The sequence below is a fragment of the Brevibacillus laterosporus genome (genome assembly GCF_030489605.1).
Lineage (GTDB): Bacteria > Bacillota > Bacilli > Brevibacillales > Brevibacillaceae > Brevibacillus_B > Brevibacillus_B laterosporus_E.
On record NZ_JAUKFY010000010.1, the window covers coordinates 46,941 to 66,536 of the forward strand.

Consider the following 19,596-nt stretch of genomic DNA (forward strand, 5'->3'; position numbering starts at 1 on the left):
ACACGAAAAGTGAGTTACTCATTAATATGCTTATAAGAGGCTCATTTTTAAATAAAGCGAGGTGTCAGGCTATGTCTATGGACAATACCATGAAGTTTAGCGCTCCAAAGGAAGCAAGCGAAGCTGAAGTTCGTGCCACTTTGGAAGAAGTATACAGCGCTCTACAAGAAAAAGGCTATAATCCGATTACACAGATTGTAGGATATCTATTATCAGGAGATCCTGCATTTATTCCTCGCCATAACAATGCTCGCAGTTTGATTGGTAAAATTGAACGCGACAAGCTAATTGAAGAAATGGTGAAAGCTTATTTGTCACCAAAAGGTTCATAACATCATAGGAGATAATTATGCGTATACTTGGATTGGATGTGGGTGAAAAGACCATAGGCGTCGCAATAAGCGATGAGCTGGGTTGGACCGCTCAAGGAATCGAAACGATTAGACGCTCGTCCAAAGAAAATGATTTTGGGCGTATCGAAGAATGGATTGCGACGTACCAAGTACAAGCACTTGTGGTCGGTCTGCCGAAGAATATGAATGGCACGATTGGCCCTAAGGGTGAATACTGTCAAGCTTTTGCTGAGCAACTGAAGGAGCGGACAGGGTTGCCCGTTCATCTCTGGGATGAGCGATTGACGACGATGGCAGCGGAGAAAATGTTAATATCGGCTGATGTGAGTCGCCAAAAGCGCAAGAAAGTAATTGATAAAATGGCAGCCGTACTCATCCTTCAGGGGTATTTGGATGCTAATTCGAGGTGAAAACAATGAGTGAAGACATGCAAAATGACTATGAAGTAGGCGACGTGATCGCATTGGTGGAGGAAGGGGAAGACGATTCAGCTACCCGTGATTTCCGCATCATGTACATCCTAGAAGTGGAAGATCGTAAATATTTAGTGTTAGTTCCAGTTGATCAGGAGGATAACGAGGAGTATGAGGTTCACTTCTTGCGTTACGATGGAAGCGATATTCTTGAGCCGATTGAAGACGATGCTGAATGGGATGCTGTAGAAGCTACCTTTGAAACATTGATTGACGAATTGGAAAGTGAAGAGGACTAGTATTTGATCACGTAGTAAAAACTAGCATGGGTCCACTGGAGAAAAGGACGTCACAGGGATGATGACTTTTCTTCAGTAGCTCATGCTTTTTTTAATCAAGGATGGAAGAGGGAGCTTATGGCGACAAAAATGGTAAGTACCGTAATAGAACACGAAGATCAATTTTTACTGATTCGAGAAGATAAGGAAGAACTTGGAGGCTTATGGAACATCCCATCAGGAATTGTACAAGCAGGGGAAAAAATTATGGATGCTGCTGTGCAAAGAGTAGCTGAGAAAACGGGTCTACAAGTAGAGTTAACCAGTCTGTCAGGTATCTATCAATTTGTAGATGAAACGAAAGATTCGGTGGTGTGCAATGTTTTTACAGCGACGGTAAACGGAGGCACCATTCAGATAGACGGCATTAAAATCACGGAAGCAAGATGGTTTCGTTTAACTGAGATTGAGCAGTTGGATGATGATACTCTTTATCAGGCTCATTTGCTGAGAAGAATTTTTACAGATGTAAAAATTGATAGATAAACGGCAAGACTCTATCAATACGTGCAAGATATTTGATCTTTTTGTATAATGAATGGCGATGTAATGTGAGGAGGAGTGTGTGAGCTTGGCAAAAGGTAGTGAAGAGAGACAGGAATTCTTGAGAAATCAATCCCGATCGCGGAAAAAACGAAGCGGTGGGTTTATTGTAAAAGGATTGCTTTGGGCTACATTGCTTGTCCTAGTCGTAGGCGGCGTGGGAACCTATTATGCATATCAACAGCTGCAACCAAGCCCAATCACAGCTACAGTCGAAGTAGATATCCCTCCAGGTTCTAGTGTCAAGCAGATAGCTGCATTGCTAGAGCAGAATGGCATTATTAAGAATGCCGCTCTATTCTCGTATTATGTTCGCTATCAGGGAGTAGCTGGTGATCTGAAAGCAGGAACCTATCAGTTTGATCAGCAAGTGACCATCGATCAATTGATTAAAACGCTGAGCGAAGGAACTCAAGCAGAAGTGGCACGCTTTACCATACCAGAGGGCTGGAATGTAGGCCAGATTGCAGATGCGCTTGCTAAAAAAGGGCTAATTGAGAAAGATATTTTTATAAAGGAAATAAATGAGGGAGATTTCCCTGAATTTCCATTTGTCTCGTCTATTCCGAAGATAGAAGGGCGAAAATACCGGCTAGAGGGATATTTGTTCCCAGAAACCTATGAGGTTCGTAAGGGAGCAACTGAGCATGAGATTATCGCCAAAATGCTGGGGCAGTTTGAAAAAGAGTGGAAGCCGGAATGGAGCGAGCAAATAAAGAAGCACCAGTTAACAATGGATGAAGCTGTTAATTTGGCGGCGATTGTCGAGCGCGAAGTGGTAGTAGATCATGAAAGGCCAATTGTAGCCGGAATTTTTTATAATCGAATGCGTGATGGCTGGAAATTACAATCATGCGCCACTGTACAATTTGTCTTAGGCAAACAACGTGATCGCATTACATTTGATGATTTAAAGATAGCGAGTCCATATAACACGTATCTCCATGAGGGCCTGCCACCTGGACCTATTGCGAGCCCTGGCAGAGCGTCGCTTGAGTCGGTCGTAAATCCGCAAAAAAACGAATACTTCTTCTTTGTGACGAAAAAGGACGGGACACAGGAGCATTATTTCTCCAAAACATTTGCAGAGCATGCTTCCAAAAATGCGAAAAGTCAAGGAAGTTGGTAACAAAACGATAGTGGCTGTTTTGGCGAAATGTGTTATAATAGAACGGTTGTGAATTAGTTTATGACAGATTCTATACCAAAATGTATACTATCTGGTTGAAAGAGAACGGGGGACCTTCCACATGATTACGAACCCTGCGATAGATCATTATTTACAAAATCTCATTCCACAGCGCTCCCCGCTATTAACGCGACTAGAGCAGGAGGCACGTGAAGAGAATATCCCTATCATTCAATTGACTGGGGCCCAATTCTTACGTACCTTACTGTTAATCAAAAGACCCAAAAGCATCTTGGAAGTAGGTACAGCCATTGGTTATTCAACAATTTGGCTGGCTGAGGCTGCTCCTACGGCAAAAATAATAACAATGGAACTTGATGAAGAGCGGATCACCCGCGCGCGGACTTCTTTTAAGGAAGCTGGCCTAGAAGATCGGATTGAACTGATTGAGGGTGACGCGACAAAGGGTTTGTCTGGTTCATATGAGTTTGATTGTCTGTTTATTGATGCAGCCAAAGGACAATATCTCACCTTTTTACAATTATACCTTCCTCTTTTAAAAGAAGGAGGTTTAGTAATTACGGACAATGTTTTATACCGTGGTCTTGTTACCGATCCGCAAGCAGCGGGAAAACGGCAAAAGAAAATGGTTGAGAAGATTGATGGATTTAATAAGCATCTCATGGGACACCCCCAATTAGAAACTTCAATTGTACCTATAGGGGATGGGATCGCGGTTAGTGTAAAGCAGACGAGAGGAGAGGGCAGTGCGTGAAAAAGCCTGAACTATTGGTTACGGTAAAAAAATTAGCTGATGTCCTGCCGCTAATTGAGGCCGGTGCAGATGCTCTAAGCATTGGAGAAGCACGCTACGGACTACGCAATGCAGGAGACTTTACCGTTGAAGAAATAGACGAAGCGATTCGCTTGGCACATAGCAAGGGTGCTAAGGTGTACATCAATATAAATTCGTTATTGCACAATGAAGAATTAGATGGATTAGACGATTTTCTGGTTCATTTGGAAGCAGTAGGAGCAGATGCGGTAGTGTTCGGTGACCCTGCTGTGCTGGTTGCTGCTAAACAAGTGGCTCCGAAGCTAAAGCTGCACTGGAGCATGGAAATGCTATCCACAAGCTACGATACGATTAATTATTGGGCAGAAAAAGGGGCAAGCCGTGCTGTATTGGCACGTGAATTGACGATAGACGAGACGATCGAAAATCAGCAGGAAGCAAAATGTGAAATTCAAGCACAAGTACATGGACCAACCTGCATTTTCCAATCCAAGCGTGATCTTGTTTCGGCTTATTTTGGTCATCAAGGACGCGATCTGGAGCAGGAAGATACCAGTATGGAGCGCGGCATGTATGTGAAGGAAGAAAAACGCCGCAATATTAGCTATCCTGTGTATGAAGATGTCCATGGAACTCATATTATCAGTGCAGAAGATATTTGCATGATTGATGGTCTTGAGGACTTTGTGAATGGTGAATTGGACAGTTTGAAAATTGAAGGATTGCTGCATACATCTGAGTATGTCATCGCAGTGACGAAGCTATATCGTGAAGCATTAGATTTGTGCGTATCTGATGTAGAACAATATCGTGATAAAGCGGCTGAGTTTCTGCAAAGAGTAGAAGCTCTGCAACCAAAAAATCGACCTTTAAACACTGGATTTTATTATAAACCACCAATTCCTTACCATGCATAATTAGGAAAGAAGACTTGCGTAAATTGAAATGAGAGGTGAATCATCTTGAGCACGATTATAACTCCAAACCAAGCCGGATTGAAACCGGTGATTGCCAAGCCTGAGCTGCTGGCTCCAGCAGGTAACCTAGAAAAATTACAGTTTGCGATTCGCTATGGAGCTGACGCCGTATATATCGGAGGTCAAGTATACAGCTTGCGTGCGAATGCTGATAACTTCTCCTATGATGAAATGCGTGAAGGGGTTAAATTTGCCCATGCTCACGGAGCTAAAGTGTTTGTAGCGACCAATATTATTGCCCACAACGAAGATTTAGGCGGTATGGCCGAGTATTACCAGGAGCTGCAAAATATTGGTATTGATGCTGTTATCGTAGCAGACCCTGCTTTGATTCAGGCATGTAAGAAGGCGGCTCCTAAAATTGAAGTTCATTTGAGCACTCAGGCCTCCACAACGAACTGGCGCTCTGTTCAATTTTGGAAAGATGAAGGAATTTCCCGTGTCGTGCTAGCACGTGAAGTTTCCATGAAAGAAATTTATGATATAAAATCTCATGTTGATGTAGAAATCGAAGCGTTTATTCACGGCGCGATGTGTATTGCTTATTCCGGTCGATGCGTATTGTCTAATCATATGGCGATGCGTGATTCTAACCGTGGAGGCTGCGCACAATCCTGTCGTTGGAAATATGATCTATTCGAAGATGGATTTAACTTTGAAGAGGCGGAGAAAAACGGTGCCAAGACATTGTTTGCTGAAGGAGAAGAGCAATATACGATGTCTCCGAAGGATTTAAGCATGCTGCCATATATTGCAGATATGATTGAAGCCGGTGTCGATTCCTTAAAAGTGGAAGGCCGGATGAAATCTATCCATTATGTAGCGACCGTTTCCCGTGCATATCGCATGGCGATTGACTCTTACTTTGAAAATCCGAAAGACTTCAAGATCAAACAAGAATGGATCGACGAAGTGTATAAGGCTGCGCCGCGTACGCTGTCCACTGGATTCTTTTATGGAAGCCCAAGTACACAAGAACAAATCTTTGGTGAACCAGATCATCCGATCCCTTACGATTTTGCGGGATTGGTTATGGATTACGATCCGGCTACAAGCATTGCAACTGTTCAAGTGCGCAACCACTTTAAAGTGGGCTCAAAGGTAGAATTCTTTGGACCAGATACATTCTTTGCACAACAGGTAGAACAAATTTGGCACCATGTCACCGATGAAGCATTAGATGCAGCACGTCATCCAATGTCATTGGTCAAAATGAAGGTAAACCAACCGGTGAAGCCTTATGACATGATGAGGAAGGAGCTATAGAATGGGTCGCCCCGTACTGATTGGGGTAGCCGGGGGAAGCGGGTCCGGTAAAACCACCGTTGCAAGAGAATTATACCGCCAGTTTAAAGACGAGAGCGTCTTGATGATTGAGCAGGATTCTTATTACAAGGATCAAAGCTACATGACAATGGATGAGCGTGTAAAAACAAATTACGACCATCCTTTTGCTTTTGATAATGACCTGTTGCTAACACACCTCCATGAGCTACTCAACTATCGAGCAATCGAAAAACCGCAATATGATTTTAAGGAGCATACCAGAGCGGCAACGACAGTCTGTGTCCAGCCTGCCGATGTTATTATCCTTGAAGGTATGTTGATCCTAGAAGACCAACGTATTCGCGATATGATGGATATTAAGGTATTTGTTGATACAGATGCCGATGTTCGCATCGTGAGGCGTATTCAGCGCGATATTGAGGAGCGCGGACGCAGTTTAGACAGTGTTGTCCAACAATATTTAAATGTTGTTCGTCCTATGCATTTGCAATTTATCGAACCTACTAAGCGCTATGCAAATATCATTATTCCAGAGGGTGGCTATAACAAGGTAGCACTTGATCTGCTCTCTACGAAGATTCACAACATCTTACATGATAAGAACCAATGTTTTTTTGAATAAGCATAGCTGTTTCATGAATGAAAAAAGACTCATGCCATCTTTTGTATGGCGTGGGTCTTTTTGGTTTGAAAAAGTGCCTGAAGGGAGATACTGGTGAGAAAAACGAGAGGAGGTTAGAAAGAAAATGGACCTGCAAGTGCTGCATAAACGCAGAAGCTTTCTCATCCTATTAATCATTAGTTTGTTGTTTGGAGGCTTATTGGTTAGGCTTTGGTGGATTCAGGTAGCAGCAACTAATTCATTTTCCCCTCATAAAATTGATTTGGTTAAAGCGGCGGTTAGGCAAAGACAGCAAGCTATTACATTAAACAGCGGTCGAGGTGAAATCACAGATCGTCATGGAGAACCACTTACAGGCGTAGAAAAGAATGCGCTCATTATTTTTCCGTTGGCTCGTGGAAATGCGGAGGTAAATGAGAAAATCAGAAAGGTAGCTGAGATTGTGCAAAGCAGGGAGTCTGAAATCATGAAAATGATTCAGAATGGAAAAAATCCGGCTCCTTTGCGTGATTTTGCTGGAAATATTATTGAGCTAAATGAAAAACAGATGAAGCAAATTAATGATTTAAAAATTCCTGGCATTTTATCCGTAGCAATGACGGAACGCTATGCCCCAACAAGCATCGCTAAACAGGTGATCGGGTATGTAAGTCAAAATCCTGAGCGAATCGCACAATTATATCCAGATGATTTGCGCAATGGAAAAATGATGCCGGATACCCCAATTGGGTCTTCAGGACTGGAGAGAACGTTCGATCGATTTTTACAAGGAATGCAGCCCTCCATCCTCTCTTATTATGTAGATGGTCAAGGAAATCCCTTAAGTGGATTGGATACCAGATTTTCGATAGAGGATAATGCCTTTTACCCATTGACAGTCAAAACAACAATGGATCGCCAAATTCAAGCATTTATGGAACAGGCCATGGATATGGCAGGAATAGAAGCTGGGGCGATCGTAGTGCTGGATGTGAAAAATAGTGATATCCTGGCAATGGCTTCTCGTCCAAAGTTTGATCCAACAAAGGTGAATGTGGAAGAAGGAAATTGGAAAAACCAAGCATTGATTCAGATTTCACCAGGGTCGGTTTACAAAACAGTCGTAGCTGCTGCAGCACTAGAGGATGGGGTTGTATCCCCTAGTGAAACCTTTACCTGTGAAGGCAGCTATGGTAAATATGGATTCTCCTGCTGGAAAAAAGAAGGTCACGGACACTTAACGATGCTGGAGGCCTTTGCAGAGTCATGTAATATTACTTTTGCAGAAATCGCCAAGCGTTTAGGAGGAGAACGGCTCCTGAAGCAGGCAGAGAAAATGGGACTGACCAAGCAGGTTGGCTGGCAGATTGACCAGTTGTATAAAATGGAGAACTTTAAGCAGCTAGACGGAGAAGAAAGTGGACAAGTGTTTGCTAAAGGAGTTTCGCCAAATGATGAGGGTGTTCTCATTCAGACAGCAATTGGTCAGCGAGATGTGCAAATATCTCCTCTGCAAGCAGCAAATATGATGGCTATGATTGCCAGAGGCGGAACAGCAAAAGAAGCCCGCCTTGTCTCGGAAATTGAATATCGAAATGGAAGTCGCTTTTATGAGTTTTCACAGAAGGATTTAACTGGCGCAGGAGTGGATAAGGTTACTTCGCAAAAGCTCTCGCGTTTTCTACAGGAGGTTGTCCGACAAGGCACGGGCAGCTCCTTGAAAGACCTGCCGTTATCTGTTGCTGGTAAAAGCGGAACCGCACAGGTCTTGTATAAAGGAGAGCCTAAGGTGCATCAGTGGTTTGCTGGATTTGCTCCTGCTAATAGTCCGCGATACGCTATTGTAGTGGTAGCGAAAAATCAACAGATATCAGGGGCGAATAAAGCGACGCAAGCATTTAAATTAGCTATTGAGCGGCTTGCGACGTTTGAACTTCGATCCTAGAAAAAGAACGAATCCCTCTTTCTAGGAAGTATGCACGAGCCATTAGCTGTTTCTGTCGGTTATATCCGACTATCAACATGATAGGTGAATCCGAACGATATTCATTTTGATTACTTTTTTGAACAAACGTATTTTTGTCGGTTCGACTGGGCGTAAGACGCGGCATAGTATGACTGTGCCAGTCACCAATGTACTGAATTCTACTATTTGGTCGTGTTTTACGCTTAATGATACGTTGAAGATAATTATCATCAAATAAAATGGAATGCTGCATCCGTAGTGCATTAGGACCAGGCTCACTAGCAAATGTAATAATCCAACTCTTGGCATCTTGTTTATAGCCTAAAAGAATTCCACCTGTTTCTAATTCTGGATAATGTCCAACCGCCCTTCGTATCTGTGACCATGCGGTTTCTGTAAGGTATAAGGTTGTCATTCCAAGACCTCCTTTCCAAAATGACGGAACTGTTAACTATCTTGCCAGTATATGTGAGAGGCTGGGAGGACGTGTATTGGTCAAGTGGCTATACCAAAAACAAAAAAGAAGAATAACAGGACAAAATACCCTGTTCTTTTGTGTAAAAAGCTATAACCTCGAATTTTTTACAAACAGTAAGTAATTAGGCCTAAATTTTTTGATGTATATTGACGATATAGATAATGCATAGGTCTGTTCAAATCACTGAAAAATGTGGGGGGCGATACCATTTGAATCACAGAAGCCTTTCGTTTCGTGCGATAGCTTTCATCTCAGTCATCATTTTATTATTTGCCTCGGTTTCCATTGTCTTATCGTACGATCGGCAGAAACAGATGTTTATTCAAGTAATTTCGGCAATTTCAAAAACAGTCGATACCCAGCTTGAAACCTTATCTTCAGAAATAGATGCCGTGAAACGTCTACTCGCTGACGATTCAAGCACCTATTCGGGGTACACCAACGTGTTTATAAGTCTGTCCAATAAGTTGGATAATTCTTTAAAAGCGGAATATATAACAGATGGTTATCTATTTGCTCCAGACCTTATTGAAACAGATCAAAAGAGCCAGCTTAAGGTTATTTTAGCAAGCGATAAGCTTGTTGAGGCGGGTGTTAAGCCTAACACAGCGGTCGAGCTTAATCCTTCACAGCTTACCGCTTATCAAACAGCATTGGAAAAGGGAGAAAGTATTTCAAAAACCTTTTTTATGGAAGACAGAGAAATTTTAACGGTATTTACCACGATTAAGAACCGTTCTGATCAGGTTTCGGCAGTACTGGCTATTAACTTTGATTATGATTTGATGCAAAAGGATTTGTTGCAAAGCTTACAAATACCTGTATTAATAAGTTTATGCATGGGTGGTCTTTTACTTGGTGGCAGTATCTTTGCCATTCGTCATACGTTGAAGCGCATCAAAGATATATCTGACCTCTCTTTACAGACTGCACAAGGAGATCTTACTGTTCGTGTGCCAGTAACTTCTAAGGATGAGATAGGGGTATTGGCAGAGAACTTTAATGCGATGTTATGTAGCATTGAAGAGGTCGTAAAGGGGATTGATCGAACAACAGCAAGTATGGTCGACTCTTCCGAAAATCTCTTTGTTCACGCTGAACAGACCACGCAAGCCACGACACAAATTTCCGCCGATATTCAACAGGTAGCAGCCGGTTCGGAAACCCAGATGCAGGGGGCTATGGAAAGTGTACGTTCAATGGAAGAAATGGCTACAGGAATTCAACGTATTGCCCAATCTGCTTCTCAGGTTGCAGAAGTAGCTGTCGAAGCAACAAAAGAAGCCGAGCAAGGAAATATAGTGATCCAAAATACGATTGAACAAATGAAAGCATTAAGTCAAACGGTTAATGAAGCTGTAATGGTTATTAATATCTTAAATGAGGTTTCTGCTGAAATCGGACATATTACTGGAGCCATTACTACAATCTCTAATCAAACCAATCTACTTGCATTAAATGCAGCGATTGAAGCGGCACGTGCGGGTGAAGATGGAAAAGGCTTTGCTGTTGTAGCTAATGAAGTGCGCAAACTGGCTGAACAATCGAAAGAATCATCAGATCAAATCAGATTGCTGGTACAAGGCATTCAGGAGGGCACGCAACAAGCAATGGACTCCATGACAAAAGGAGAAAAAGAGGTAGTAGAAACGGTAGAAGCTGTTGAACAGGCTGGACAGGCTTTTGAAAGAATTGTTTCGTCCATTCAAAATATTACCGGACAAATTGAAGAGGTGTCCGCCTCCTCCGAGCAGATGTCAGCCAGTTCAGAGGAGGTCACGGCGACTATAGAGCAGTTATCACAAATTGCTCAAGGTGCTACACAATATACACAAAACGTAGCCTCCTCCTCTGAGCAGCAGTTAGCCGCCATAGAAGAAGTTGCCGCTTCTGCAAGTGAAGTGAACCGAACGGCAAAAGCTTTACAGACTGCGGTTGAACATTTTAAAGTGAGCAAAGAATAGTAAAATCAAAGGGATAGCGTAGTACACTTTTAAAATAGGGAAAATACCTACGCAAAGAAAAGACTAGAGGGCTGTAGGAACGAATCATGGTAGCCAAATAGATACATGCAGGTTCGAAATCATATGGCAAGACGGCAGGGAAGCATCCTGTCGTCTTTTTTTAGAATGGATACGTATATTCCTCTTTTTTAGAAAAGAAAGTTTAGTCATAAAGCACTTTGGAAATGGACAAAAATCAGGTATAATATAAAATTTAGGGGCCTTTAGAGGGGCCAATGAAAGTAGCAGAGAAAAGTCAGGAGCGGAGTATAGTATGAGTCATCAGTCAGAACAATGGACTTCACGAATTGGTTTTATTTTGGCAGCAGCCGGATCGGCAATCGGATTGGGAGCAATTTGGAAATTTCCATATGTAGCGGGAACCAGTGGGGGAGGAATCTTCTTTCTATTATTTCTATTCTTTACTCTACTGATAGGGTTGCCGCTGTTACTATGTGAATTTGTTATTGGCCGTAGTACAGGAAAGGAAGCGGTGTCTGCCTACCGAGAATTAGCTCCCGGAACGAAATGGTACTTCTTAGGTATCATGGGAGTCATCACGTGCTTCTTACTATTCTCTTTTTATAGTGTAGTAGGAGGCTGGATATTACTATATTTGGGAATGGCAGTCACAGGAAATCTAAGCCATCCTAATATGAATTACGAGCAATTATTTGGGCAAGTCATTTCCGAGCCTTATCTGGCGTTATTTGCCCAATTTATTTTTATCGTGCTAACGGTTATCATCATTGCCCGCGGCGTTCAAAATGGCATTGAAAAGGCAAATAAGTATATGTTTCCTGCTTTATTTATTTTGTTTATTGTACTTATGGGACGAGCCTTAACGTTACCTGGCGCATGGGAAGGAATCGTTTTCTTCTTAAAGCCTGATGTGAGCAAAATCGAATCTTCCACGATTTTAGCTGCGATGGGACAATCATTTTTTGCACTGAGTCTTGGGGCATCTGCGATGGCTACTTATACATCCTATCTGGATAAATCAGTAAGCTTAACACGATCAGCCGTTTCCATTGTTAGTCTAAATTTACTCATATCCTTGCTCGCAGGGTTAGCGATTTTTCCAGCCGTATTTGCACTTGGATTTGCACCCACACAAGGACCGGGACTACTCTTTCACGTGTTGCCTGCTGTGTTTAGCCAGATACCATTAGGGGGATTCTTTTTAGCATGTTTCCTGGCACTTTTCTTTTTTGCCACGATTACATCTGCTTTTTCCCTTTTAGAGATAACAGTAGCTTCTCTGACGCGAAAAGATTCAAGCAAACGTCGACGCTATTCTTGGATAGCTGGAATGGGGGTCTTTGTACTAGGAATACCATCCTGTTTGTCATTTGGAATTTGGTCAGATAAACTTTTTTTTGGCAAAAGTATTTTCGAAGCAGCAGATTATCTAGTTAGTAACTTGCTGCTACCATTAGGAGCCCTGCTCATTGCTTTGTTTGTTTCTACGAAAATGAAACGTGAGCTGCTGCAGGCCGAATTCGTACGCGGTTCCAAACTGGCAACAAGCTTCTTTGGAATTTGGTTTTTACTAGTCAGATACGTGTTACCTGTTCTTATTATTCTTGTGTTCCTAAATACGTTGGGAATTGTTACGTTCTCCTAAAATCAAGGGTTACATTTGTATTCGCCAGCTAATTAGCTGGCTTTTTTTGATAGTAGCAAGCTTATATTTCCATTTTATTGATAGGTAATACTATTTCAGGTTGTTTATTGTATTCGAGATTTTATTAGTTTTGATCCTGTACAGGCACGTATAGGCAATTGCCTACATATGGATAGGGAGAGGAGAAGACTGAAGGGGAGGTGGCAGACTTGTCAAGTGTCTTCGTGGCGCTTTCGCTACTGTTTAAGGAATTGGTTATGTTTGTGGCGTATGTGAAAAACAATGCGTTTCCGCAACCGCTGCCCGAGGTAGAAGAAGAAAAGTATCTTAAATTAATGGCAACGGGAGACCCCATCGCTCGAAATAAATTAATTGAGCATAATTTGCGATTGGTGGCGCACATCGTCAAAAAATTCGAAAACACCGGCGAGGACAGCGAGGATTTAATCTCTATCGGTACCATCGGACTAATTAAAGCCATTGAGAGTTACCAGGTGAATAAAGGAACGAAGCTTGCTACCTATGCAGCAAGATGTATTGAAAATGATATTCTACTGTCATTAGTCATGCGTATCCTTATTGATCAGGCTAAACGTGTTTGTTGTAGAACTGTGCTACTATTGTTGTCAATAAAAAGAAGCAACCGCCCTGAGCAGACATCAGCGGCTACGGTTACTTCTTCTTAAAAGGCGGACTCTCCGGTGTGGGAGAGACTATGTATGATTTGTAGGTGTTGGAAGCACCCGCGATTTTCAAGTATAATAGCTTTGGCCGTTTGGTTACATAAAGAAGTTATTAGGCCTTTTTAACAAATTGGGATTTTAATTTCATAGCCCCAAAGCCGTCAATTTTGCAATCAATATCATGATCCCCATCAACTAAGCGGATATTTTTTACTTTTGTACCTATTTTAATGACGGAAGAGCTTCCTGTTACTTTAAGGTCTTTGATTACTGTTACAGTATCACCATCGTTTAAAACATTTCCATTTGCATCCTTAATAACTTTTTTATCCTCACTATGTTCAGCTTCTGCTGCTAAAGTCCACTCGTGAGCACATTCAGGGCAAATAAACAAACTTCCATCCTGGTAGGTGTATTCTGAACTACACTTTGGGCAATTTGGCAAATCTACCATTATTCATTTCCTCCATTCGTTTCATGCTAAATGAATATATAAGAATAATTTTCAATTTCTGTTTGACAACTTCGAAGAAAAGCACGAGCTCGAAATCCACAAAAATATAGGCAGTTTCTTATATCCTTATATACTGCCATAGTCTTCTCTTATTGACAACCTTTCCCTTCATTATCCTCATAAAAACGCAGGTAATTCGAAATAATTATCACTCGTTATACATGTGAATGGGGTATAACTATTTTCCTATGTACGTGCAGAAAAAGTGATACCGCCCGGTTATCATGGGGACGGTATCGGAGTAATATCTAACAGAAGAAGCGACGACGACAGCAGCAACGACGACGACGTTTTTTGAAACAGCAACGACGGCGTCGGCGGAAGCAACATGACATGTACGCCACCTCCTTATCGTTTAATACTTTATAATAAGCAACAATACTGAAAAATGATTGGACGAACCTTCGGGGAAATGCGTTTGTTTATGCGGATTAAGAGCTATATCGATAAGTAAAGGGTATTAAAATGTTTATAGCCAAGCGAGGTTCAGAAATGTAATCCTGTTTTATCAGTAGCATGAACAGCTATTTGGATACTTGTTCTTGTTCTCTTTTCATTATGTTTTCATATGTCAGTTAGATGTTTTTGGCGTACCCACCATTCTTAATATTTTTTGTGTATGACAAGCAAACTGAATCAAGGCTTTTTAGAACGAGGACTGGACATTCCATAATCTGGGGGGATTGCCGATAAATAAAGAAGCTTTTTTCGAAAGCAGACAAGCACAACCCGCATAACCTTTATGGGGGGGATGCCTAGATGCATATCAAAGTGATTGAAGGTGATTCTACTAGCGAGATACGTCTATCCTGCTATGCTTATCTGGAAGAAAAGTACAGAAGGGAGAGGTTAGATGGTCGGAGTATATGCGAGGGTAAGTACAGAGGAGCAAGCCAGGAAGGGGTTCAGCCTGAAAGACCAGATAGCCGAATGCAAAAGAAAGGCCAAAACGGATAACGTTTTAGAATATGTGGATGAAGGAATTTCAGGGGAATTTCTAGATCGGCCTGCATTAACCAAAATGCGTCAGGATGCTCGAGACGGACTTATCAAAAAGATCGTATGTCTAGACCCGGATCGACTTTCGCGTAAACTGATGAATCAGTTGATTATTACAGACGAGCTGGATAAACGCGGTGTGGAATTGGTCTTTGTTAATGGGGAATATGCGAAAACTCCCGAGGGTAACCTGTTTTACAGTATGCGCGGTGCCATTGCTGAATTTGAGAAAGCAAAAATTACAGAACGCATGAGCAGGGGGCGCAGACAAAAAGCACGGCAGGGTAAAGTACTGCGAGATTTTCAAGTCTACGGCTACAACTTCGATAAAGAGCACGACCGAATGATTGTCAATGAAAACGAAGCGGAAATTGTGAGACTTATATTCGAATTATTTACAAAACCGAACAATCTCGTAAAGGGTATTAATGGAATTGCTCATTATCTTACAAAAAAAAATATACCGACAAAACGCGGAGCAAATGTCTGGCACCGTCAAGTAGTTCGACAGATCCTTCAAAATCGTGCATACATCGGAGAGTTTTATCAAAATCGTTGGAACACGGAGGGAATGTTAGGCAATAAGCATAGAGCTCCAGAGGAACGTATCCCAATGAGGGAACGCCCGAAAGAGGAGTGGATTCAAGTACAGTGTCCAGCCATTATCAGGAAAGAAACGTATGAACACGCACAACAGTTAATGAACGAGTCACGGCGCAGATGGGCGAAGGAGAGCAACCACAGATATCTTTTAAGTGGGCTGGTACGCTGTGGAAATTGCGAGAATACCATGACAGGTAGAAAATCAAATAACTGGGGAAAGCCCATACTTGAATATACGGATGTAAAAAATTTCTCTGGTGCGAAACATTTTGGTTGCGGCAGGAAAATAAAAGCAAAGGAGCTGGAGAATGAGGTATGGAGAACAATTCGGACCTGGCTGAATCAACCGAACGAAATTGCGGCAGCAAGTGAGATAGTGCAGCTTGATCAAAATTCTTCATTGGAGGAAGCTGAGATATCTCGATTGGAAAAAGAGGTCGTAAAGGCGAAGTCGGGGAGAAAACGGCTGCTTATGTTATTTTCTCAAGGGCTTGATATATCCCAAGAAGAGATTCAACAATCTATTCGCGAGCTTAAAGAAAGAGAAGCAGCATTAACAAAGGAACTAACTGCTCTTACAGCTTCTGTTTTGCATCAGGAAAGGAACAGGCATAGACAGAGCCAGCTTCAGGAGGCTGTCGAATATTACCTGAATAAAGGACGGGAGGAGCTTACCTTTGAAGAGAAACAGAAAATGATTCGTCACATCGTCCGTGAAGTAAGAGTTTTTGAGGACAGTGTAGAGATTTACACATTCTAACCATGTATCACTAATGACTTTAAAATGGAAATTCTGATGCACCTACGTAGTTTGAAAAAAACCAAAAAGGATGTATCTCTGCATGATCCGATTGGAATGGATAAAGAAGGAAATGAATTGACACTTAGATGTTATCCATCTGAGTGTCAATTTTTTATTGTGGTAATTTAGGATACAGGGTTATCTCAAACTGGTCGTTTCGTTGATGCTTTTCCTTCCGATAGATCACTTTATCGAGGACTGATTTTATCAGATGATTTTTTTTGGCAGGGTCATCTGTTTTTTCATATAAATCTATTACTGTTTCAACCCTAGGAATCATGTCATGCTGCGCTTTTTCTTTTTGTAGTTCCAGACGTAATTCTTCTTGTGCTTGGATAATAGCTGCTTTTGTAGCGTCTATGCGTGTTGTTAAGCGGTGTGATCTGTCTGTGTATGTTGTTTCGTCATAGATGCCGCGTTCCAAAAGGTCGTGTAATTTAGACTTTTGATTTTCTAATTTCTTTATTTCACGTGTCAGACTTTTTACAGCAAATTCCTTCAGTTTGATAGAGCTGGTACTTGCTTCAGGCTCTTTATATGCATCCCAATTGGCTTTATAATGTTTTAGCCATTTCTTCAAATTTTTTATGATGGCGTTTTCTACATAATCAAAGCGGCTGCTTTTATTTGTGCAAAGCTGGTTATAGCATTTCAAATGTGGTGCATGATCCCCATATGGACGGTAAACCATAGATGATCCGCATAGATCACATTTGATAACACCAGCGAATGGGTTCGTAATGCCATTTACCAATTGATAAGGAACATGGTATTTCTTTTTTAAGATTTCCTGCGCTTTATAAAATAACTCTTCCGAAACTAAAGGTGCATGCTTCCCCTTAGCATCAATCCATTCTTCTTGGGGGCGAAGTTTTTTTTCGCTCTTTTTTGTTACATCCGTGGATTTCTTGAAGCTTGTTTTTTTCCACTGTACACGCCCGATGTAGACAGCGTTTTTTAAGATGACTAGGACGGATGGGGCCGTCCATGGTTTTTCTGTATAAGTTTTATAGCCAAGCTTGTTTAACTGATTAGCAATATGACTTGTTCCGAGTCGTTTTTGGTAGTCATCATGTGCATACCATTCGAAAATCATTTTCACAACAGGTGCTTGTTCGGGATGGGGAATGAGGTATCGTTCTTTTCCCTTCTTTTCAATTAAATATCCATATGGTGGGCGAGTCCCTATGTAATTGCCGTCCTCAATGGAACGAATGCGTCCGCCCTGTAGCCGGCGATTGATGATTTTTAGCTCTTTTCGAGCCATAAATGCTTCGAATTCGCTGTACTCTTCGTCCCACTCATCCTCTAGGTCATAGATTTTTCGGGGGGTAATGATCTTAGTTTTAGATTGGCGGAATGTTTCAAGAATCAGGCCTTGCTCCTGCATATTACCGCGTCCAAGGCGATCCATATCCATCACCAGTACAGCATCATATGCATGTGCTTGAACTTCTTTTAAAAGCTCTTGCATTTCTGGGCGATAGAGGAGACTTTCTCCAGAGACGATTTCCTCACGAATTTTGACGATATTTAGTTGCAACTGCTTTGCCACCTTCAGCAAGGCTTTTTTGTGTTTTGCAAGGGTTTCCCCTTCGCCACGAGATTCTGCTTCGAGGTCTGCTCGGGATTTGCGCAGATAAATAGCAATGCGTTTCATACGATACCTCCCGAAAAGCAAGATCATGCCTATGATAAATGAAATCCATTGGCTTAAGCAAAATGAGTAGAAATAATTTGTAAAAAATCCTATATTGATGTGTTCGAATTAAGCAATAAAATCAGGATTGTCCCATTGCCATCACCTCATATAGATAAAGCGAGGAGGGATCATTACATGAAGTACGATATGTCCATTCAAGATGGCCAAACCATTGTGAATATCGTAGCTCCGTCCCCTATGACAGAGGAGGAAAAGCAAAAGGTTCTCCGTGATTATCACAACGCAGGCTGGGCCATTATCAAATCCCTTTATGCAAAAGATGCTTCGGTATGACCGCCCAATCTGGGCGTGATGGACAAGCTTGCAAATATTTCCTTCCTTTGCAGATATTATTGATCAAAAGGTAATCCGTTAGATGTAGAACGGACCGTACAAGATGGATTTCCCTATTTGTTATTTCAAACCGTCCTCTTTCTTTTATATAATCCAGAATATGCTTCTTAAGCTGGAGGTATGTTTGGAGATTGCCAAGAGTACAGCTTTGTTCCACTCTATATAATAAAAGACCTCTCTAATGAGAGGCCTGAGGATCATTAAAATATTAATTCACAACCTTGAGGGTATCCGCACATAGGTTTAGCTGCTGCATATGAACTAGTAGAAATAGAGAACACTAAAAATGCAGCAAATGCAATAGTCACAAACTTTTTCATTATGTCACCACCTTTTTGCAATATTCAGATATTAGCATAACACAGATTGAAATATTTGGATATAAATAATAAAACTTTTTTATCAGGAACAAATATGTGTTGCATATTCTTAAAGATTTGTTGTCACAAAATCCCTGGTGCTGGATCAAATGAATAGACAAAAAAATGAAAAAAGAGAGGATGACATTTTCGATGAAAAAGCAAGCATTCGCAGCAGTATGTATGATGACTTTCATGCTATCAACCACTGCCCCTTTTTGTCCAGTATTAGCAGAAGCCGTGAATAATAAAGCTAGTAAGGAAAAACAAACCTTACATATTGATCAAGTGATTGCAGAAATAAATCAAAAGAAGCCAATTTCTGTTTACTTTGAAGCAACAGACATTACTCATGATCTCAAAAACGGAAAGCTTCAGAAATCTACTAGTTATATAAAGAATTGGGATAATACAATAAAGGGTGAAGAGCGCATAGAAATAAGAGAGAATAGGAAAATACAGTATTCTGTCAGCAAAGCAGGTAAGACAACAAAGTATATAACAGGGGATAAGGAAGCCATCCTTTATCAAAAGGGATCAAATTCCGAAAATAATGTAATCAATAAAGTAAAAAAAGATTTGGACTTCCGAATCATAAATAAAAAACATACTTCTCCTGATACGAAAAAGACCGTTCAGGTTGTAGAAGAGTCATTACTTAATCGACCGGTTTATCATATCTCTTTAAAAACGGAAATAGCAAGAAACGGGAAATCCAATGTATCCTATCAAGACTGGTGGATTGATAAAGAAACGGGCTTTAAATTAAAGTCTACTGGAAACTGAAATAATAACAGACAAACCCATGAGTATACGGTAACCAACGTTAATTTTAAGCCTACATTTAGTGAAAAAGATTTTATATTTGAATTACCAGTAGGGGTAACATTAGTAAACGAGGAAAGATTGAAAAAGAAATTAGAATAAAAAGAAAGCATCCATCTTGGGTGCTTTTTACTTTTCTATCAAAGGGTACATTCTTCTTAGATAGACGAACACCTAATAAATGATAAATAGGCTACTCGAAATTACATAGATTTTTAAACCCATCAGAAAGGGAGTGAGCTCA

At 41.2% G+C, this 19,596-nt stretch carries 18 protein-coding genes and 1 pseudogene; 16 read left to right on the top strand and 3 right to left on the bottom strand.

The genetic code is table 11. The features are described from left to right. The first annotated feature begins 71 nt into the window (after positions 1-71). The 10 genes from QZ995_RS12635 to QZ995_RS12680 all read left to right on the top strand — a co-directional run bounded on the left by QZ995_RS12635 (position 72) and on the right by QZ995_RS12680 (position 8,382). Entirely contained in the window at positions 72-332 is a 261-nt protein-coding gene (locus QZ995_RS12635) for an IreB family regulatory phosphoprotein (protein WP_003338316.1), read from the top strand. Positions 333-349: 17 nt separating this feature from the next. Continuing rightward, on the top strand, positions 350-763 hold the full coding sequence (gene ruvX, locus QZ995_RS12640; protein ID WP_031413999.1) for a Holliday junction resolvase RuvX: 414 nt from the start codon (positions 350-352) through the stop codon (positions 761-763). A 5-nt stretch (positions 764-768) separates the two neighbouring features. Further along, positions 769-1,065, top strand: coding sequence for a DUF1292 domain-containing protein (locus tag QZ995_RS12645; protein ID WP_301807308.1), 297 nt, complete (start codon positions 769-771; stop codon positions 1,063-1,065). 117 nt (positions 1,066-1,182) lie between these two features. Beyond that, positions 1,183-1,590, top strand: coding sequence for an NUDIX hydrolase (locus tag QZ995_RS12650; protein WP_301807309.1), 408 nt, complete (start codon positions 1,183-1,185; stop codon positions 1,588-1,590). Positions 1,591-1,669: 79 nt separating this feature from the next. After that, positions 1,670-2,776, top strand: coding sequence for an endolytic transglycosylase MltG (gene mltG, locus QZ995_RS12655; RefSeq protein WP_301807311.1), 1,107 nt, complete (start codon positions 1,670-1,672; stop codon positions 2,774-2,776). Positions 2,777-2,897: 121 nt separating this feature from the next. After that, positions 2,898-3,551 (top strand): O-methyltransferase, encoded by a 654-nt coding sequence (locus QZ995_RS12660; protein ID WP_301807312.1) that lies wholly within the window; start codon positions 2,898-2,900, stop codon positions 3,549-3,551. Continuing rightward, positions 3,548-4,489, top strand: a complete 942-nt coding sequence (locus QZ995_RS12665) for a peptidase U32 family protein (RefSeq protein ID WP_301807313.1) — start codon at positions 3,548-3,550, stop codon at positions 4,487-4,489. Before QZ995_RS12660 ends, QZ995_RS12665 begins: the two co-directional genes overlap by 4 nt. A gap of 45 nt (positions 4,490-4,534) precedes the next feature. Further along, positions 4,535-5,815, top strand: a complete 1,281-nt coding sequence (locus QZ995_RS12670) for a peptidase U32 family protein (RefSeq protein ID WP_301807314.1) — start codon at positions 4,535-4,537, stop codon at positions 5,813-5,815. Position 5,816: 1 nt separating this feature from the next. Further along, positions 5,817-6,458, top strand: a complete 642-nt coding sequence (gene udk / locus QZ995_RS12675) for a uridine kinase (RefSeq protein WP_301807316.1) — start codon at positions 5,817-5,819, stop codon at positions 6,456-6,458. A gap of 124 nt (positions 6,459-6,582) precedes the next feature. Continuing rightward, positions 6,583-8,382 (top strand): peptidoglycan D,D-transpeptidase FtsI family protein, encoded by a 1,800-nt coding sequence (locus QZ995_RS12680; protein WP_301807319.1) that lies wholly within the window; start codon positions 6,583-6,585, stop codon positions 8,380-8,382. Here QZ995_RS12680 and QZ995_RS12685 read toward each other — a convergent pair. After that, positions 8,345-8,818: a Mov34/MPN/PAD-1 family protein gene (locus QZ995_RS12685; protein ID WP_301807322.1), complete on the bottom strand. Its 474-nt coding sequence runs from the start codon at positions 8,816-8,818 to the stop codon at positions 8,345-8,347. The genes QZ995_RS12680 and QZ995_RS12685 overlap by 38 nt on opposite strands. 272 nt (positions 8,819-9,090) lie before the next feature. Between QZ995_RS12685 and QZ995_RS12690 the strand changes: the two genes are divergently transcribed. From QZ995_RS12690 to QZ995_RS12700, 3 genes and pseudogenes are all read left to right on the top strand, one after another. Next, the gene (locus QZ995_RS12690) at positions 9,091-10,845 is read left to right on the top strand and encodes a methyl-accepting chemotaxis protein (RefSeq protein ID WP_301807325.1); all 1,755 of its coding nucleotides are present in this window, start codon (positions 9,091-9,093) and stop codon (positions 10,843-10,845) included. Positions 10,846-11,158: 313 nt separating this feature from the next. After that, entirely contained in the window at positions 11,159-12,511 is a 1,353-nt protein-coding gene (locus tag QZ995_RS12695) for a sodium-dependent transporter (protein ID WP_301807327.1), read from the top strand. 209 nt (positions 12,512-12,720) lie between these two features. Next, positions 12,721-13,074 (top strand): annotated as a pseudogene (locus QZ995_RS12700) (sigma-70 family RNA polymerase sigma factor); the annotation flags it as partial. Between the two features lie 232 nt (positions 13,075-13,306). On the opposite strand, the gene QZ995_RS12705 reads toward QZ995_RS12700, so the two are convergent. Continuing rightward, the gene (locus tag QZ995_RS12705) at positions 13,307-13,648 is read right to left on the bottom strand and encodes a zinc ribbon domain-containing protein YjdM (protein WP_301807333.1); all 342 of its coding nucleotides are present in this window, start codon (positions 13,646-13,648) and stop codon (positions 13,307-13,309) included. A 913-nt stretch (positions 13,649-14,561) separates the two neighbouring features. On the opposite strand from QZ995_RS12705, the gene QZ995_RS12710 reads away from it, so the two are divergent. After that, positions 14,562-16,070 (top strand): recombinase family protein, encoded by a 1,509-nt coding sequence (locus QZ995_RS12710; RefSeq protein ID WP_301807335.1) that lies wholly within the window; start codon positions 14,562-14,564, stop codon positions 16,068-16,070. Positions 16,071-16,224: 154 nt separating this feature from the next. Here the strand turns inward: QZ995_RS12710 and QZ995_RS12715 are convergent, their stop codons facing one another. Further along, entirely contained in the window at positions 16,225-17,772 is a 1,548-nt protein-coding gene (locus QZ995_RS12715; protein ID WP_301807336.1) for a recombinase family protein, read from the bottom strand. Positions 17,773-17,949: 177 nt separating this feature from the next. Between QZ995_RS12715 and QZ995_RS12720 the strand changes: the two genes are divergently transcribed. Further along, positions 17,950-18,108: a hypothetical protein gene (locus tag QZ995_RS12720; RefSeq protein WP_301807338.1), complete on the top strand. Its 159-nt coding sequence runs from the start codon at positions 17,950-17,952 to the stop codon at positions 18,106-18,108. 572 nt (positions 18,109-18,680) lie between these two features. Beyond that, the gene (locus tag QZ995_RS12725) at positions 18,681-19,313 is read left to right on the top strand and encodes a hypothetical protein (RefSeq protein ID WP_301807339.1); all 633 of its coding nucleotides are present in this window, start codon (positions 18,681-18,683) and stop codon (positions 19,311-19,313) included. Positions 19,314-19,596: the final 283 nt, after the last annotated feature.

What these genes read in the sequence shown, in the direction of transcription:
- udk (WP_301807316.1), top strand. Translation starts at nt 5,817, where the DNA reads ATGGGTCGCCCCGTACTGATTGGGGTAGCCGGGGGAAGCGGGTCCGGT.
- QZ995_RS12715 (WP_301807336.1), bottom strand. Translation starts at nt 17,772, where the DNA reads ATGAAACGCATTGCTATTTATCTGCGCAAATCCCGAGCAGACCTCGAA.
- ruvX (WP_031413999.1), top strand. Translation starts at nt 350, where the DNA reads ATGCGTATACTTGGATTGGATGTGGGTGAAAAGACCATAGGCGTCGCA.
- QZ995_RS12660 (WP_301807312.1), top strand. Translation starts at nt 2,898, where the DNA reads ATGATTACGAACCCTGCGATAGATCATTATTTACAAAATCTCATTCCA.
- QZ995_RS12710 (WP_301807335.1), top strand. Translation starts at nt 14,562, where the DNA reads ATGGTCGGAGTATATGCGAGGGTAAGTACAGAGGAGCAAGCCAGGAAG.
- QZ995_RS12635 (WP_003338316.1), top strand. Translation starts at nt 72, where the DNA reads ATGTCTATGGACAATACCATGAAGTTTAGCGCTCCAAAGGAAGCAAGC.
- QZ995_RS12705 (WP_301807333.1), bottom strand. Translation starts at nt 13,648, where the DNA reads ATGGTAGATTTGCCAAATTGCCCAAAGTGTAGTTCAGAATACACCTAC.
- QZ995_RS12720 (WP_301807338.1), top strand. Translation starts at nt 17,950, where the DNA reads ATGAAGTACGATATGTCCATTCAAGATGGCCAAACCATTGTGAATATC.
- QZ995_RS12725 (WP_301807339.1), top strand. Translation starts at nt 18,681, where the DNA reads ATGAAAAAGCAAGCATTCGCAGCAGTATGTATGATGACTTTCATGCTA.
- QZ995_RS12685 (WP_301807322.1), bottom strand. Translation starts at nt 8,818, where the DNA reads ATGACAACCTTATACCTTACAGAAACCGCATGGTCACAGATACGAAGG.
- QZ995_RS12695 (WP_301807327.1), top strand. Translation starts at nt 11,159, where the DNA reads ATGAGTCATCAGTCAGAACAATGGACTTCACGAATTGGTTTTATTTTG.
- QZ995_RS12680 (WP_301807319.1), top strand. Translation starts at nt 6,583, where the DNA reads ATGGACCTGCAAGTGCTGCATAAACGCAGAAGCTTTCTCATCCTATTA.
- QZ995_RS12650 (WP_301807309.1), top strand. Translation starts at nt 1,183, where the DNA reads ATGGCGACAAAAATGGTAAGTACCGTAATAGAACACGAAGATCAATTT.
- QZ995_RS12645 (WP_301807308.1), top strand. Translation starts at nt 769, where the DNA reads ATGAGTGAAGACATGCAAAATGACTATGAAGTAGGCGACGTGATCGCA.